We start from the raw sequence: 13,938 nt of genomic DNA, 5'->3' as shown, positions 1-13,938 counted from the left end.
CAGCGGCGCTGCCTGTCAGGCCAGCACCTTTCAACCGTCCTTCGCGGGAAGGCGGTGCGGTTACTGGACGACGAGATACTTCATCAGCGGGGCAGGATCGTCGCGGATGTGCTGCGCTGTCGCCTCATGCACGATGCGGCCGGTCTCCATCACATAGACGCGGTCGCACACGGCAAGCGCGCTGTAGAGATTCTGCTCCACAAGCAGGATGCCCAGTCCGGTCTTTCCCAGATCCGCGATGATTGTTTCCAGATGCTGCACCATCACCGGCGCCAGCCCTTCCGAGGGCTCGTCCATCAGAACGACTTCCGGATCGATCATCAGCGCGCGCCCGACAGCGAGCATCTGCCTCTCACCGCCCGAAAGCTCGTTGCCACGATGGAAGCGACGTTCCGCAAGTCGGGGAAACATCTGGAAAATCTTGTCGCTGGTCCAGCCTTCCTTCGCGCTCGCCGGCTTCATCATGGTCAGATGCTCGGTCACTGTCAGGGAAGGGAACAGCCTGCGGCCCTGCGGAACCAGGGCGATCTTGCGCCGCGCCACAGAATGGGGCTTGAGGCCACGCAGTTCCTCGCCCTTCCACTTGATCGAGCCGGCGCGAACCTGCGGTTGCGCAAGGCACATGATCGACCGGATCAGGGTCGTCTTGCCCATGCCGTTTCGCCCCAGAAGCGCCACCACCTCGCCGGGGTTCACGTTCATGGTGACGCCATTCAGCACGAGCGCGTCGCCGTAGAAACTCTGAACATCCTTGATCTCAAGCATGATCGCGCGCCTTTCCGAGATAGACGTCCTGGACCTTCTGGTCCTTGCTGATCGCTTCGGGCGAGCCTTCCGCGAGAAATTCGCCGTTGTTCAGGCACGTCACCCAATCCACGAGCTTGAGAACGAGGTCCATGTCGTGCTCGATCAGGATGACCGTCAGATCCCGCGGAAGCGACCTGACTATGTCGGAAACAATGACCCGCTCGGCGGGAGACAGGCCGGCTGCCGGCTCGTCCAGCAGAAGCAGCTTTGGCCGGGTCACAAGAGCCATGGCCATTTCAAGCTGCCGCTGTTCGCCATAGGACAGGTCGCGGACAGCCGCTCCGGCCCGATCGTTGAGCTTCGACAGGCCGAGGGCCGCATCGATACGCTCGCGGTCGTCGGCGGTCGGGTCCGAGCTTCCGAACAGGGAAAATTTGCGTGGCGACGTTCCCAGAAGCGCCAGCAGCATGTTTTCGCGAACCGTCAGCGTCGGAAACAGATTGGTGATCTGGAACGTGCGGCTCATGCCCAGACGGGTCCGCACATGGGCGGCCTTTCTCGACACATCGGCGCCATCGAAGGTGACACGGCCGGAGGTCGGCCGGTAGACGCCGGTAATCGCGTTGAACAGCGTGGTCTTTCCAGCGCCGTTCGGTCCGATGATGGCGCGGCGCTCCCCGTTCTTCACGGTAAGGGAGATATCTTTGACAGCCTTCAGCGCACCAAAGGCAACAACGACGTTTTCAAGGATAAGGGCAGGTTCCGACACGTTTTCTCGCTTCTTCGGAGCCATGGGGAGGCGTCGCAGCCTCCCCATGCATCGAGTGACTTACTTCTTGATGCCTTGATAATCGCGGGAGAAAGCCGGAGCTTTCAAATATTCCTGCGGATCATAGGTCCAGAACTGCGACACCTGCGGATAGGTCTCGATCGGCACGTTCCAGTACTTGCCATCGGCGTTCTTCTCGACCTTGCGAATGTAGATGTCGTAGATCGGGTTGCCGTAGTCATCGAACTTCACAGGACGACCGAGCGGAGAATTTTCCAGTTCGCTGGCCAGCACCGCATCGATGAACGCGTCGCGATCGGAAATGTCGCCGTTCAGGGATTCGATCACCTGCCCGATCCACAGCGCACCGGAATAGTGCGAGAAGCCGTAAAGGGACGGCATTCTTTCGAACTTTCGGGTGTAATCCTCAACGAACTTTCGCGTTTCCGGATTTTCCGAACCTTCGGCGAAATGAGCCGAGGAAATAATCCCTTCACATTCCTCGCCGAGGGTGCGGATCACGGACTGATCGGTGAAGTTCTGCGCGCCCAGAAGCGGCACGTTCCCCTTGAGGCCAAAATCGGAATATTGCTTCATGAAGCGGGTGGCGTCGGCGCCAAGCTCCATGGCGAACACGGCATCCAGGTTCATATCCGCCAGCTGGCCGATATAGGGGCTGAAGTCGGCGGTGTTCAGCGGGTTCCACAACTGCCCGACAATCTCGCCGCCGCCCTCGGTGAACACCTGCGCGAAGCCTGCGCACTGCTCGTGCCCGAATGAATAGTCCTGGCCGATTGTGGCGATGCGCTTGTAACCCTGCTTCAAGGCCCAGTCGGCGAGCGGCCGCGACATCTGGCTGGCCGTGTATCCCGCCACGCGGATGACGTTGCGGATACGCTGGCGCTGGGTCAGATCATCGGCCGCGATGACCGGAATGAAGTACGGCGTGCCGTTGTCCTTCACGTAGTTGGCGACGGCCAGGCCGGTATTGGCCAGCAAATTGCCGATCAGGAAGTCCACCTTCTCCTGCTCGACCAGACGCCGCGCCTTTTGCAGCGCTGTATCCGGGTTTCCGGCGTCGTCCTCGATCAGGACTTCCACCGTGCGACCCGCAATGGTGTGGCCGCGCTCTTCCCAGTACAGATTGAAACCTTCAGCGATCTCGCGCCCGCCCGCCGCCACGACGCCACTGAGCGGCGTCATCAAGCCGATACGGATCGGCGCATTCTGGGCGCGCAGGATTGCCGGGGCGGATAGCGTTCCGAAGGCCGTCGCCGTCAAAGCCGCTCCGGTTGACTTGAGAAATTGTCTGCGTTCCATGTCTTACTCCTCCACTTGCATTTGTCTGAACTATTTCAGAGCTTTTTTCTGATCCGGAAAAACCTCCGGAACGCTCCCAGAACCCCCTCGGGGGCAAAGATCATCGTCGCTATGAACATGAAGCCCAGAACCATCGGCCACCGCGCCGTGTACTGGCTGACGAAGTTTTCAAGAAGGATGATTGCAGCGGCGCCGATGAACGCGCCGAACAAGGTTCCGATACCGCCAAGAATGGCCATCAACAGGCCTTCCACCGACTGCGCAAGCTGCACCGTCGACGGGCTGACGAAGTTGTTGAACAAGGCGTAGAGCGCGCCGGCGACACCTGCGAAAAAGCCGGTCGTGGTGAACGCGATGAACATATGCGTGGCGCAACCATAGCCGAGGCTGCTCATGCGGCTTTCGCTATCCCTGATGCCGCGAAGCGTCAGGCCGAAGGGTGACTGGACAAATCGCCAGATCACCGCCGACAGCGTCACCACGGTGGCCAGACAGACATAGAAGAACACGGTCGCGTTGGCGAGCCATTCGGGCCGTCCCACCCCACGCAGGCCGTTTTCTCCGCCGCTGATGCTGGTCCAGCGCAAAGCCACGCCCCAGACGATCATGCCAAGCGCCAGTGTGAGCAGCAGAAAATAGACGCCCGAAACCCGCGAGGCCAGGAACCCGAACACGGCCGCCACAAGGACCGCGACCAGAACGCCGAGGATAATGGCGACCAGCGGCGAACCGCCCATGGCCGATGTCCAATAGATGACGACGTAGGTGGACGCGCCAAAGATCGCGCCATGCCCCAGCGACGTGCGCCCGGCGTAACCGGCAAGAACGTCGATGGACATCGCAAGAAGTGCGAAAATCAGGATTTCCGTGGCGATGCTGACCTGATAGCCGGAGCCGATCAGGGGCATGATCCCGAAGACCACGAGGACGATGGCGAGCGCGATGATCGCCGGCCTGTTTTTTGCAAAGCCATCAGCAAGCATCACGCGGCCTTTCCAAACAGCCCAAGCGGCCGGAACGCCAGGATGGCGGCCATGGGTCCGAAGATGACGAAATAGGCGAGCTCGGGGAACATGACCTGTCCGATCGTGTTCAGCAGCCCCACCAGCAATGAACCGACAGCGGCGCCGACAAGGCTTCCGCGCCCGCCGATGATCACAACCGCCAGGGAGAACACGAGAATCTCCGAATCCGCGGTCGGGTACAGCGTCAGGAATGCGCCGCCAACGACCCCGCCAAGCCCCGCCAGAGACGCACCGAGCATGAAGGTGGCGAGGAAGACGCGGCGGATATTGATCCCCATCGCTTCAACCATTTCGGCGTCGTCCACTCCCGCCCGGATCAGTGCGCCAAGACGCGTGCGGTTGAGGATCAGCCAGAGCGCGGCGAACACCGCCACTCCAAGGAACAGCACGAACAGCCGATACTTGGGGTAAAAGGCGCCACCTATTCTTGTCGCCCCGCGCAACATTTCCGGCACCGGCACCGAGAACGTGTCTCCGCCCCAGATGACCAGGGCCAGGTCGTTGAGGACGAACGCGACGCCGAGCGTGAGGAGAACCTGCCGCAAGTCGAACCCGCGCACGAAGCGCAGCAGCCCCTCGTCAAGCAAGAGGCCCATCACGGCCACGCACAGCATCGAGGCCAGCACGCCGAAGAAGAAGTTGCCGGTGGCCGCTGCCACCGAGTAGCCGATATAGCCGCCGAACAGATAGAGCGCGCCATGGGCGAGATTGACGATGCGCAACAAGCCGAAGATCAACGTGAAGCCGGACGCCACGATGAACAGCAGCGAAGCGAACGTCAGGCCGTTCAGCAACTGGATGAGATTCAGGCCTCCCACGTCACTTTCCCTTCAAGGCGTCGGGGCGCTGGTCGAGATACCAGTCGTAAATCTGCTCACCCGTCCAGAAGGCGACATCGGGCAGGCGACTGATCTGCTCAAGGATCCGCCGGAAGTGAATGGCGCGATGCGGTGCGCCCATGATGTAGGGATGCAGGACCAGCGCCATCACGCGCGCGGAATTTGCGCTGTCATGATAGAGTTGATGGAACTGATCCATCGCCCGGTCATGGTACTCGCTCGCCTTGTGATGCTGGATCAGCATCATCGCGACGTCGTTGCACTCCTGGGTGTAGGGAATGTTGACGATCGGCTCCGTTCGCGTCTTCAGCACGACCGGCTCATCGTCGAGCACCCAGTCGCACACATAGTCGAAGCCTTCTTCAACCAGCAGGTCAGGAGTTTCCCAGGTTTCGGTCAGGCCGGGCCCGAGCCAACCGCGCGGCAACTTGCCCGTGAACGCCTTGATCGCATCCGCAGTCGCCCGGATATCGGCCCGCTCGTCGGGAACCTTCTGCATGTTCTTCTGGCCAAAGCCATGACCCATGAATTCCCAGCCGCGCTCGAGCGCCGCTCTGGAAATAGCTTCATAGGTCGTGACCGCCTTGCCGTTGATGGCGAGGGCCGCCCTGACGCCGTGATTGTCGAGCATTTCGAGCAGCCGCCAGAACCCCACCCGATTGCCATATTCATGCCAGGCCCAGTTCGGAATATCCGGCGACGGCGATCCGCCAGCCGGCGGCGTCAGCACTGTACGCGGCATGGTTTCCCTGGGGTCCCACTCCTCGATATTGACGATCACCCAGACAATCATGCGCTTCCCGTCGGGAAGCTTGAGCGGCTCGCGCTCGGAAATGGCGGAGAATGATATGCGCTCTGTCGGCAACATGGGGCTTACTCCTCCTTCGGCCCGATTGAAAATGCGAGAGGCTCGACCCCCTCAATGGCGACGAGCACCTCATCGCCCGGAACGATTACGCCCACGCCAGCCGGCGTGCCGGTCATGATGATGTCGCCAGGCTGCAGGCGGTATTGCGCCGACAGACGCGACACCACCTCCAGAGGGTTCCAGATCATCTGCGCCAGATCTCCCTGCTGACGCATCTGACCGTTGACGCTGAGCGAGATCATGCCCGAGAGTCTGTGCCCCGACGCCGCGACCGGCATGACCGCGCCGCAGGCCGCCGAGTGATCAAAACTCTTGCCGATCTCCCATGGCAGTCCGTTCTTGAAGGACTCGCGCTGACGGTCGCGGCGCGTGAGGTCGACGCCGGCCGCATATCCGAAGATCACCGTCTTCGCGTCTTCCACCGAAAGATTGTATCCTGTCGCGCCGATAGCGACGACCAGCTCGCCTTCGTACTGGAAGTCGTCGGTGGCCGCAGGATACGGAACGACCGCCCCGGTTGAAACGACGGAATCCGTTGGCTTCTGGAAAAGAACGGCGGATCGCGCTCGTCGCCCTCCTTCATCTCTCGGATATGATCCAGATAGTTGCGCCCGACGCAATAGACGCGGCGCACCGGAAACCGGTCTTCGCTCCCCGAAACCGAAAGCGCCGTCACTCCAGGCTCAAATAGAAATCCCACGCAAATTCCCTCGCTTCGTCATTTGCCATGCCCCGCTGCTTGCAGGTTTCGTGGCGTCGCTCGCATCACATTAAATACAATCTTGCTTTAGTCAAAGCATTTTGTGTACATTTTGAAAAACCCCTTATGAGCGCCGGCCGCGCCGCCGCTTTCTGGCCTCGCCCCGTTGAAATTGGGGTGAACAGCGGGTTACACACTAGGTCCCGGGCAGTGATGTGGTATATCGCAGGCATTCGACGCCCGATGCAGGATGAAGATGAAAAAGATCGCTACACCAGAGCCGGAAACGACAACGCGAAGTGTATCCATTGCGGAATCGCTGCGTTGCGCAATCCTGGCTGGCGAGTTCGCACCCGGCGAGCGCATGATCGAAATTCATCTCTGCGAGCGGCTCAACGTTTCGCGCACCCCGATACGGGCCGCTTTTCAGGCGCTTGCGGGGGAGGGGTTGCTGGTCCACACTCCGAACAAGGGCTATTATGTTCGGGAGTTCAGCCTCGAAGACATCGTGCAGGCCTATGAGATTCGTGCGGCGCTGGAAGGTCTCGCCGCGCGCAGGGCGGCCCAGATGGGGCTGACGCGGGAGCAGATGGAAGCCGCGGAAGCAGCGCTCCTTGCCGGTGACCTGCTGGTGGAAAAGGAAAGCTTCACCCAGGAAGACCGCAGCAGATACGGCCAGATCAACAAGACGTTCCATGACGTGATTCACAACGCCGGCGGCTCGAGCATGATCAAGGACATGCTCCGCATCTCGGAACAGGTCGCGCCGTCATCGCATCACAATGTGATCGCATTCGAACCTCGCGACGTGCGGCGTCGGCATGACGACCACCACAGGATTTACGAAGCGATCCTGACGCGCGACGGCGGCCGCGCCGAAATCCTCATGCGCGACCACGTCGAAAGCGTTAAGCTTTCTCTGATCCGCACGCTGCACTCCAAGCCGTCCTCAAACTGAACAGCCGGCGCGTCTTCGATCATCGCATGGGGTCACCGCGGTTGTGAGCGCTTCCATTCGGCATATATGCCCGTATCGGGATCGTGCTTTGCCGGTCGATGTTCGATTGCGACCTGCAGGTCGGTGAATGGATTGGCCATTTCCGCGTATAACGGAGCATTGGAAAGGCCGAAGGGCGCGCCGTCTTCGTTGGAGAACGCGTACACAACCCGCTCCACCCCGGCCAGCCGCATGGCGGCCACGCACATCGGGCATGGATGGCCGCTGGCATAGACCGTGCTCCCGCGCAGCAGATCGGGCGATTGCAGAACACGGCTTGCGGCCCGTAACGCAGCCATCTCGGCGTGATCCGTGGAATCGTTGCTCAAATAGGTTTCGTTAACGCCGGACGCGACGAAATTTCCATCCTTGACGACCACTGCGCCGAAGGGCCTGCCGCCCTTCGCGATATTTGTCCGCGCCAGGTCGATCGCTAGCTCCAGAAAGTCTCCGCCCTTATTCACATCGTCCTCCACTGGTCCGTCCGGCTTCAATGCTCATCGCTCCGATCGCCTATAGCGACCGGAAGCAAATTGGCAATGGAAAAGCCAGGGCCTGAATTTCGCGCGGCGCAAATTTTGGATTATCAGCCGACGGTCGCCGGCGGGCGCGCGCATGTACAAAAATTGGCTTGATCCGCCACGAAGGAGCGGGCAATTTCCTTACGGGATTTCGATTTTATACTCTGGGGGCTGTTGGTGATATGCTTGTAAAAACCATTCTTCCGGCGCTGCTGATCAGCGCGGGACTTTCCTTTTCTGCCGTCGCGCAGGCGCTGTCTCCGGCGGAGATCAAAGCTAAAGTCGATGAAAAGGCCGGTAGCTCCAACGAATATCAGGCGCTTCTCAACGATCCCGATCCGGGCCGTTCAATGGCTGCGATGGAAGTCATGTTGGAATCGGGCGATTCAAAGCTACAGCGTATTGCGCTGGACTATGGCCTTTTCAGCCCCAACAGGCTGGTGCAGTATGCGGCGCTGAAGGCATATTTCGAAAGCCGTCCGGTCCTGCGTCTTTATATCGATGGCGCCGAGGTGAAAGACCAGGACTATTTCGCCCGTAGCATCGGCGAACTGTCGGGAACGGTTGATCAGAACAAGCGTGGTTTCGCCACCATGAAGGTCGGCGAATTCGATCCCAAGGAATCCTGTTACAGGCACAACAACAACAATAGCTGCTTTATCCGGATTTCCGAAACCGAGGTAGCTATCAATCCGTGGCGCAATAAATGGGTGCAGTTCACCCTGAATGATCAGGGCGAGTTGATAGGCGTCGCGGGCTTCACTCCCCCGGCTCCGATCAGAATTCCCGTGACGAACTAAGATATTTCGCAGTCAGCGGAATCGACAGCGCTGCAAAAACATGGCGGGCTCAGCGGCCACATCGCTTCCTCTGGTCCTTCTGCGTCAGTGGAAGCTGATGGAATCGAGCCCGATCTGGCTGCTGTCCCAGCCCGAGGAGATCGTGACGAAGACCCAGCGCGCGCGGGTGGGCTGGGCCTTGGCGACGAGAACGCCGTCGGAAGGCATTTCGCCGCTGTAGAAGGGGCGGGTACGCTGGCCGTCCGGGGAGGAGGAGACGTCGATACGGATGTCTCGCGGAACGGCATAGCCACTCTCAAGGTCCGCGCGCAGTCTTACCTGCGAAAGTGAGATCGTTCCGTCCTCCGCCGTCTGGAACGCCATCTGATTGGAGCGGATCAACTGGAAGACATAGCTGCCCGGTCCGCTCAGATTGCTCTCCGAAAGATCGGGAGCGATCGGCGGAAGGGTCGTGCTGACGAGACGGAAAGGGAGGCCGTCATCGTCGTCGCCGGTCATCGTGACCGCCGCGCCGTCATCGATAGTGGAGAAACCGGCACGGCGGCTGATACGGCGCGCGACGTTCTGATATATTTCCTCGATCCGGATGAACCGCCCCTTCGTGGTTGAAAGGGCCTGGATCACCATGCCCAGCGGCTTGTCTCCCGTAAACAGGAATGCGCCGCTGACGCCCTTGAACAATTCGCTTTTGCCGTCGGTGATCTCGGCCTCCAGCGTGAGATACTGGCTGTCGGTCACCAGCATCTCGACACGCTCCGGCTCTCCGGACTGGCGCAGGCGCAGCAATTGCGTGCGCGCGCCGCTTTCCGGCTGGGCTGAAATGTCGAGATTGTGCAGTTCGATGGTGCAGCGTTTTTCGATCGCGCCGCGCACAACGCCGATGGCAAGGTCCATCCCGTCCCAGAAAGGCGTCTCGATCAGCGCCGCGGAGTGGACGACCGGGGCCGCCGAAAATACGGTGACCCGCCTTTGTCCCGCCGCGACGTGTTTGGGCAGCAGAACATAGCAGGTCCCGCCCTGCCGCACCATGAAGCCATGGCCGAATTCATCTCCGCTCTGAACGGTTACCGTTTGCGCCAAAGCAGGGGTGAAACCTGCCAGAATGTAGGCTAGCATGATGCAGAACAAAGTTCGGGGGCGCATCACATGTCTCGCAAACTCATGGCTCTTGCCCTTTTTATGCCGAGTATCGCCCTAGCCGATTCCGCAAGTAAAGTCGCCCTCGTTTCGGACCCTTTCTACGAGGTTGTCCGCGAGGCTGCGGAGATTTCGGGCGCAAGGCTCGTCGGCCTGACCGCCTATAGCGCCACCCCCTGGAAACGCGGCGAAATCGACGTCGCCGCCCGCATTCCATCCGGGTGGAAAGGCGGCGCGGTCTGCCTGAAGGTGGTCTCAGCGGATGGGCTTTATGAATCGCTCAACACATATCGTGTCGCGGATGACTGGACTGGCGGCGACAGTCCCCTCCAATATCCCAGCAAGAACGCCGAAAAAGTGGGCGCGATACCGGGAGAACTGGTTTCCGCCGTTCTTCTGCGGGGGGATTGCGCCAGCGCCACGGACGATGCCGCTCCCGTATTCTGGGGCGATGAGAAATATGGCGCGCTGCGCCTGTTGCTGAACACGTCGCGGGCCGAAGAGACGTTCCTGAGCTTTCCCGCCCATTACGAATTTGGCGAAGTCGCCTGCAGCCCGGTTTCCTCGGCGGCAAGAAATGCGTTCGACACCGCTTGCCAATTGCCGGAAGAACTCGGCCGCCTGGAGCGGGTGGAAGCCATAGCCCTGTCCTTCAAGAACGGCGAAATGGGGCGTGAGGAACATATGGTGCTCTTTCCCGGCGGTGAGCCCGGGGGCGACAATTGAAGCTTCTCGGGCAGTGGAGGGTTTCCCGTAAAGGCTTCGCCGCCGTCAGCGCCGCGACAGGTGCGCTCGCCGTCATCGCTATAGTGGGGATGATCGTGATCTCGGCCGGTGTCGGCGCCGACCGCACCTTCATACTGGAGGCGACGGCTACCGGCATGGACATCCGGTTCGCCGGACAGAACAACGACTGGTATCTCGGACAGGCGACCATATGCACACCGCGCAAACGCATCGAACGCACTATCCCGCGCGGAACCGGCGTTTGCGACGCACGGCGCTATGCGGAGCGTCGCGGCGACGCACAGCGCATCAACTGGAGCCCGGGCGCTGAGGTAAAGCTCTCTTCACCGCAGCCGCACACCCTGGTGCTCGAGCTTTTCGGCCAGGAGGGATGGGACGACAGAACGCGTGTCGTCATCGGCAAGGATGAATGGGCGACACTGGGCGTGCTTTCCTTCAACGGCGCCGCCCGTGTCGGCAATCAGGTTTCTTCCGGCGAGACGAGGACGGTCCTTTCCGGAACCTACGAGGTGCGGGAAAAACCCTTCTGGTCCGATGACACCGAGGTGTTGAAGGCCGGCAAGGTCAGGCGCGGCGAGAGCGCCGAAATTATGACCGCAGGAGAGGGGGAAAGACAATCCGCCGAGGTCTTCGGCCATGTGACGCAGGTGGAGCCAGGCAAGCCGGGCTTCAATATCGGCCTGGTTTCAGCGACCGGTCCGGTATCGCTGCAGATCGGCTATTTCGGCGGCGCGAACCCCGCAAACATCGCCCCCACCTGGATGGATCGCGCGTTGACGAGCCCGCTTGTCCTGGCCCTCGCTTTCCTGCTTTCCATCATCCTGAGCGCCGTTCAGTTCGTCGGCGGTATCGTTCCGGCCATCTTCAGGCTCGCGCCGGGGACCGTAGAAGCGCCCATCACCGAGGAGAGTGTCGCGCAAGAACCTGCGGCGGGGCGCTGAAGAGTGGCGAAAGTGCAGATATTTCCCGCTTGAGGACAGGAGGGACGTGTGAAGCGAGGTCGAAAAGGCGCGCTTCCATGCTCCATGACTGAACCAACTCGTTGAGCTAAAAGCCGACAGTGACTGGAGTAACCCTTGGCTATCCTGCTTCAGGCTGCAAACGATAGCTGCGACCGTCCTGCAATACCTGCGGCTCATGATCCGTCGCGGGCCAGCCCAATAACAATCGTCTGCAGGATGGTGACGAACGGGAGGATTGCGGCTTATGACGAAGCGTGCGCTCGTATGCGGTGCCGGCATCAGCGGGTTGACCGCCGGCATCTATCTCACCCGGCTGGGTTGGGATGTGACGGTTTTCGAGAAGGACCCCGAGTTGCGCACTGCGGGAGCCGGCCTGAACCTCTGGCCGAACGGAATGCGTGTTCTGGAGAAGATCGGCCTTCGATCGCCGCTGTCGACCATCGCCGCCAGTCTGGACTACTACCGTACGTTCTCCTCAACCGGAGATGTCATCGCCGTCGAGGATGTGAGGGACTGGCGTGAAAAGTACGGCGCCCCGCTCTGTGGCGTCTACCGCCGCGACCTCAGCCGGATTCTTGTGGAAGCCCTCGGCTCCGAAAAGCTTCGCGTCGGCCATCAGCTTGTGTCGGTAGAGCAGGGTGACGATGTTGTGTGCACCTTCGCCAATGGCGAACAGGTACGCGGCGATTTTGTGATGGGCGCCGACGGAATAGGCTCCATCGTGCGCTCCAGCGTCTTCGGCGAGCGTGAGTTCAGCACCGATGCGCTGGTGCGCTGGCGAGGGCTTTTCAATCTCGCCGACGTTGATGTCGACCCTCTGTCGGAAGCCGAAGTGTGGGGGCCGGACGGGCATCTCGGATATCTGCCGATCGGCGGTGGTCGCGCCTACTGGTTCGCAGCTGCTGAGGGGATAACCCGCGATCCCGAAGCGATCATCGAGCACTTCAGCGGGTGGCGGGGCAGTCCCGTTCCCGGCCTGATCGCGGCGACCGACAAGTCCACCATCATTCGCAGCGATCTGCATGATTTCGTCCACCCGCTGGACAACTGGTCGAAGGGGCGGATCACATTGGCCGGCGATGCCGCGCACCCCATGCTGCCCGGCATGGCGCAAGGTGCGAACCAGGCCCTGGAAGACGTCGATGCGCTGTGCACGAGCCTCGATGCTCATGACGACATCGCGGATGCGCTCAAAGCCTATGAGCGCACGCGTATTCCGCAGGTCGCGCCTATCGTGAGAGGGTCACGCTCGCTCTTCGATTTCGACGACCAGAACGAACTGGTGCACGGCGACAAGAACCCGCTTTTCGACCGCTACGAGCGCTTCGTGGAGCGCCGCTCCACCCTGGACGAAACATCCGCCGCCTGAATCTACCGGCAAGGCTGGCTCCGCGAACGGCAGGCTGGATGATACTGCCGAACAGAAATCGACGTGCAGCTATACATGCCATGGCCAATGGTGACGCAAGCCACCATTGGTTTTCCCGGCAAGGAACCGGATGGTTGTCGGTAACGGGATTATCATGACTTCCTAAGGAGGGATCTATGTCTGACGCGGTTGCCGATTATTCTTTCGGAGGTCTTCTTCACGCCGGCAGCGGCGGCGCGTTCATGCGGTTTCCTCATGTGAAACCTGATTCTGATGTTTTGAAGAAGAAAGGCGTCACCGTGGCTATCATCGGCTTCCCATGGGATTCCATGTGCATCAGCCGTACGGGCACCAACTACGGTCCCCGCGTGATCCGTGAAGCCAGCGACCAGTTCACTTCCTACAGCGCCAATCTCGACCTGGATTTGTGCGATCACTACACTTTCGCCGATTGCGGCGACGTGGCCGTCGTTCCGGGCTCGCCCGTGCGCACTATGGAACGCGCCCAGCGGATGATGTCTGAAGTGTTGGGGGCCGGGGCGATCCCCGTCACCATCGGCGGCGATCATTCGATCACCATCGCCTGTGCCCGCGCTTTCCGGGAACGCTACGAAAATCCCGGTCTGATCCTCGTCGACAGCCATTTCGATACCGCCGAGGAGGTCGGTGGCGAGGAGATGAACCATGCCTGCCCGATCGCGCGTGCGGTGGATGCCGGCTTCGACCCGAGCAAGATCGTCATCATCGGCACCAATGGCTGGCTGAACCCGAAAGCCGAGTTCACCTACGCCCGCCAGAGGGGAATGACCATCCTGCCGGTCGAAGCGGTGATCGAGAAGGGAGCTGTCGCGGTCGCGCGAGAGGCGCGCGCGATTGCCGGGGCCGGCACGGACAGCGTCTATCTGACCTTCGACATTGACGCCATCGATGGCGCCTATGCGCCCGGAACCGGTGTGCCGGCTGCCGGCGGCCTAACTTCGCGGGAAGCTATCGCGTTGGTCTCGGAACTGGCGCGGGGCGGGCTGGGAGGATTGGATGTGGTCGAGGTGTCGCCGCCCTACGACCATGACGGCATCACCAGCCGCCTCGCGGTCAAGCTGATACTGGAGGCGCTTGCCGGCGCGACGAACAAGTAGC

General features: G+C 60.9%; 14 protein-coding genes and 1 pseudogene. 6 read left to right on the top strand and 9 right to left on the bottom strand.

The features are described from left to right. Positions 1-60: 60 nt before the first annotated feature. The 7 genes and pseudogenes from ABID44_RS13850 to ABID44_RS13820 form a co-directional block, all read right to left on the bottom strand. Positions 61-765 (bottom strand): ABC transporter ATP-binding protein, encoded by a 705-nt coding sequence (locus ABID44_RS13850; protein WP_354152304.1) that lies wholly within the window; start codon positions 763-765, stop codon positions 61-63. Further along, the gene (locus ABID44_RS13845; RefSeq protein ID WP_354152303.1) at positions 758-1,516 is read right to left on the bottom strand and encodes an ABC transporter ATP-binding protein; all 759 of its coding nucleotides are present in this window, start codon (positions 1,514-1,516) and stop codon (positions 758-760) included. Before ABID44_RS13845 ends, ABID44_RS13850 begins: the two co-directional genes overlap by 8 nt. Before the next feature lie 60 nt (positions 1,517-1,576). After that, a complete protein-coding gene (locus ABID44_RS13840; RefSeq protein WP_354152302.1) occupies positions 1,577-2,836 on the bottom strand; it encodes an ABC transporter substrate-binding protein in 1,260 nt (419 codons plus the stop codon). A gap of 35 nt (positions 2,837-2,871) precedes the next feature. Then, positions 2,872-3,819 (bottom strand): branched-chain amino acid ABC transporter permease, encoded by a 948-nt coding sequence (locus tag ABID44_RS13835; protein ID WP_354152327.1) that lies wholly within the window; start codon positions 3,817-3,819, stop codon positions 2,872-2,874. Further along, positions 3,819-4,679: a branched-chain amino acid ABC transporter permease gene (locus ABID44_RS13830; protein WP_354152301.1), complete on the bottom strand. Its 861-nt coding sequence runs from the start codon at positions 4,677-4,679 to the stop codon at positions 3,819-3,821. Before ABID44_RS13830 ends, ABID44_RS13835 begins: the two co-directional genes overlap by 1 nt. 1 nt (position 4,680) lies before the next feature. Further along, complete coding sequence (locus tag ABID44_RS13825) at positions 4,681-5,568, bottom strand: polysaccharide deacetylase family protein (protein ID WP_354152300.1); 888 nt, start codon at positions 5,566-5,568, stop codon at positions 4,681-4,683. Between the two features lie 5 nt (positions 5,569-5,573). Next, positions 5,574-6,274: pseudogene (locus tag ABID44_RS13820) on the bottom strand (fumarylacetoacetate hydrolase family protein). A 250-nt stretch (positions 6,275-6,524) separates the two neighbouring features. Here ABID44_RS13820 and ABID44_RS13815 point away from each other — a divergent pair. Further along, the gene (locus ABID44_RS13815) at positions 6,525-7,226 is read left to right on the top strand and encodes a GntR family transcriptional regulator (RefSeq protein ID WP_354152299.1); all 702 of its coding nucleotides are present in this window, start codon (positions 6,525-6,527) and stop codon (positions 7,224-7,226) included. Positions 7,227-7,258: 32 nt separating this feature from the next. Here ABID44_RS13815 and ABID44_RS13810 read toward each other — a convergent pair whose 3' ends face one another. Beyond that, positions 7,259-7,759, bottom strand: a complete 501-nt coding sequence (locus tag ABID44_RS13810; RefSeq protein WP_354152298.1) for a nucleoside deaminase — start codon at positions 7,757-7,759, stop codon at positions 7,259-7,261. Between the two features lie 137 nt (positions 7,760-7,896). Here ABID44_RS13810 and ABID44_RS13805 point away from each other — a divergent pair, with 137 nt between their 5' ends. Continuing rightward, positions 7,897-8,586, top strand: coding sequence for a hypothetical protein (locus tag ABID44_RS13805; protein ID WP_354152297.1), 690 nt, complete (start codon positions 7,897-7,899; stop codon positions 8,584-8,586). Positions 8,587-8,670: 84 nt separating this feature from the next. Here the strand turns inward: ABID44_RS13805 and ABID44_RS13800 are convergent, their stop codons facing one another. Next, positions 8,671-9,729 carry a hypothetical protein gene (locus tag ABID44_RS13800; RefSeq protein WP_354152296.1) on the bottom strand — a complete coding sequence of 353 codons (1,059 nt, stop codon included), beginning with the start codon at positions 9,727-9,729 and terminating at the stop codon, positions 8,671-8,673. Positions 9,730-9,732: 3 nt separating this feature from the next. Here ABID44_RS13800 and ABID44_RS13795 point away from each other — a divergent pair, with 3 nt between their 5' ends. The 4 genes from ABID44_RS13795 (at position 9,733) to speB (ending at position 13,937) form a co-directional block, all read left to right on the top strand. After that, positions 9,733-10,449: a hypothetical protein gene (locus ABID44_RS13795; protein ID WP_354152295.1), complete on the top strand. Its 717-nt coding sequence runs from the start codon at positions 9,733-9,735 to the stop codon at positions 10,447-10,449. Continuing rightward, positions 10,446-11,411, top strand: a complete 966-nt coding sequence (locus ABID44_RS13790; protein ID WP_354152294.1) for a hypothetical protein — start codon at positions 10,446-10,448, stop codon at positions 11,409-11,411. The genes ABID44_RS13795 and ABID44_RS13790 overlap by 4 nt, the downstream gene beginning before the upstream one ends. 265 nt (positions 11,412-11,676) lie before the next feature. Then, the gene (locus ABID44_RS13785; RefSeq protein ID WP_354152293.1) at positions 11,677-12,801 is read left to right on the top strand and encodes an FAD-dependent oxidoreductase; all 1,125 of its coding nucleotides are present in this window, start codon (positions 11,677-11,679) and stop codon (positions 12,799-12,801) included. Between the two features lie 176 nt (positions 12,802-12,977). Further along, entirely contained in the window at positions 12,978-13,937 is a 960-nt protein-coding gene (speB, locus tag ABID44_RS13780; protein ID WP_354152292.1) for an agmatinase, read from the top strand. The last annotated feature ends 1 nt before the right edge of the window (position 13,938 follow it).

Origin of the sequence: Aquamicrobium ahrensii, from assembly GCF_040545755.1 — a bacterium.
Classification (GTDB): Bacteria; Pseudomonadota; Alphaproteobacteria; order Rhizobiales; family Rhizobiaceae; genus Mesorhizobium; species Mesorhizobium ahrensii.
Note: the sequence above shows the minus strand (reverse complement) of the source record. Positions and strands in the feature narration are given on the sequence as shown.

Coding starts and splice junctions, on each gene's coding strand:
- ABID44_RS13800 (WP_354152296.1), bottom strand. CDS start 9,729: ATGCGCCCCCGAACTTTGTTCTGCATCATGCTAGCCTACATTCTGGCA.
- ABID44_RS13850 (WP_354152304.1), bottom strand. CDS start 765: ATGCTTGAGATCAAGGATGTTCAGAGTTTCTACGGCGACGCGCTCGTG.
- ABID44_RS13815 (WP_354152299.1), top strand. CDS start 6,525: ATGAAAAAGATCGCTACACCAGAGCCGGAAACGACAACGCGAAGTGTA.
- ABID44_RS13825 (WP_354152300.1), bottom strand. CDS start 5,568: ATGTTGCCGACAGAGCGCATATCATTCTCCGCCATTTCCGAGCGCGAG.
- speB (WP_354152292.1), top strand. CDS start 12,978: ATGTCTGACGCGGTTGCCGATTATTCTTTCGGAGGTCTTCTTCACGCC.
- ABID44_RS13785 (WP_354152293.1), top strand. CDS start 11,677: ATGACGAAGCGTGCGCTCGTATGCGGTGCCGGCATCAGCGGGTTGACC.
- ABID44_RS13840 (WP_354152302.1), bottom strand. CDS start 2,836: ATGGAACGCAGACAATTTCTCAAGTCAACCGGAGCGGCTTTGACGGCG.
- ABID44_RS13835 (WP_354152327.1), bottom strand. CDS start 3,819: ATGCTTGCTGATGGCTTTGCAAAAAACAGGCCGGCGATCATCGCGCTC.
- ABID44_RS13795 (WP_354152295.1), top strand. CDS start 9,733: ATGTCTCGCAAACTCATGGCTCTTGCCCTTTTTATGCCGAGTATCGCC.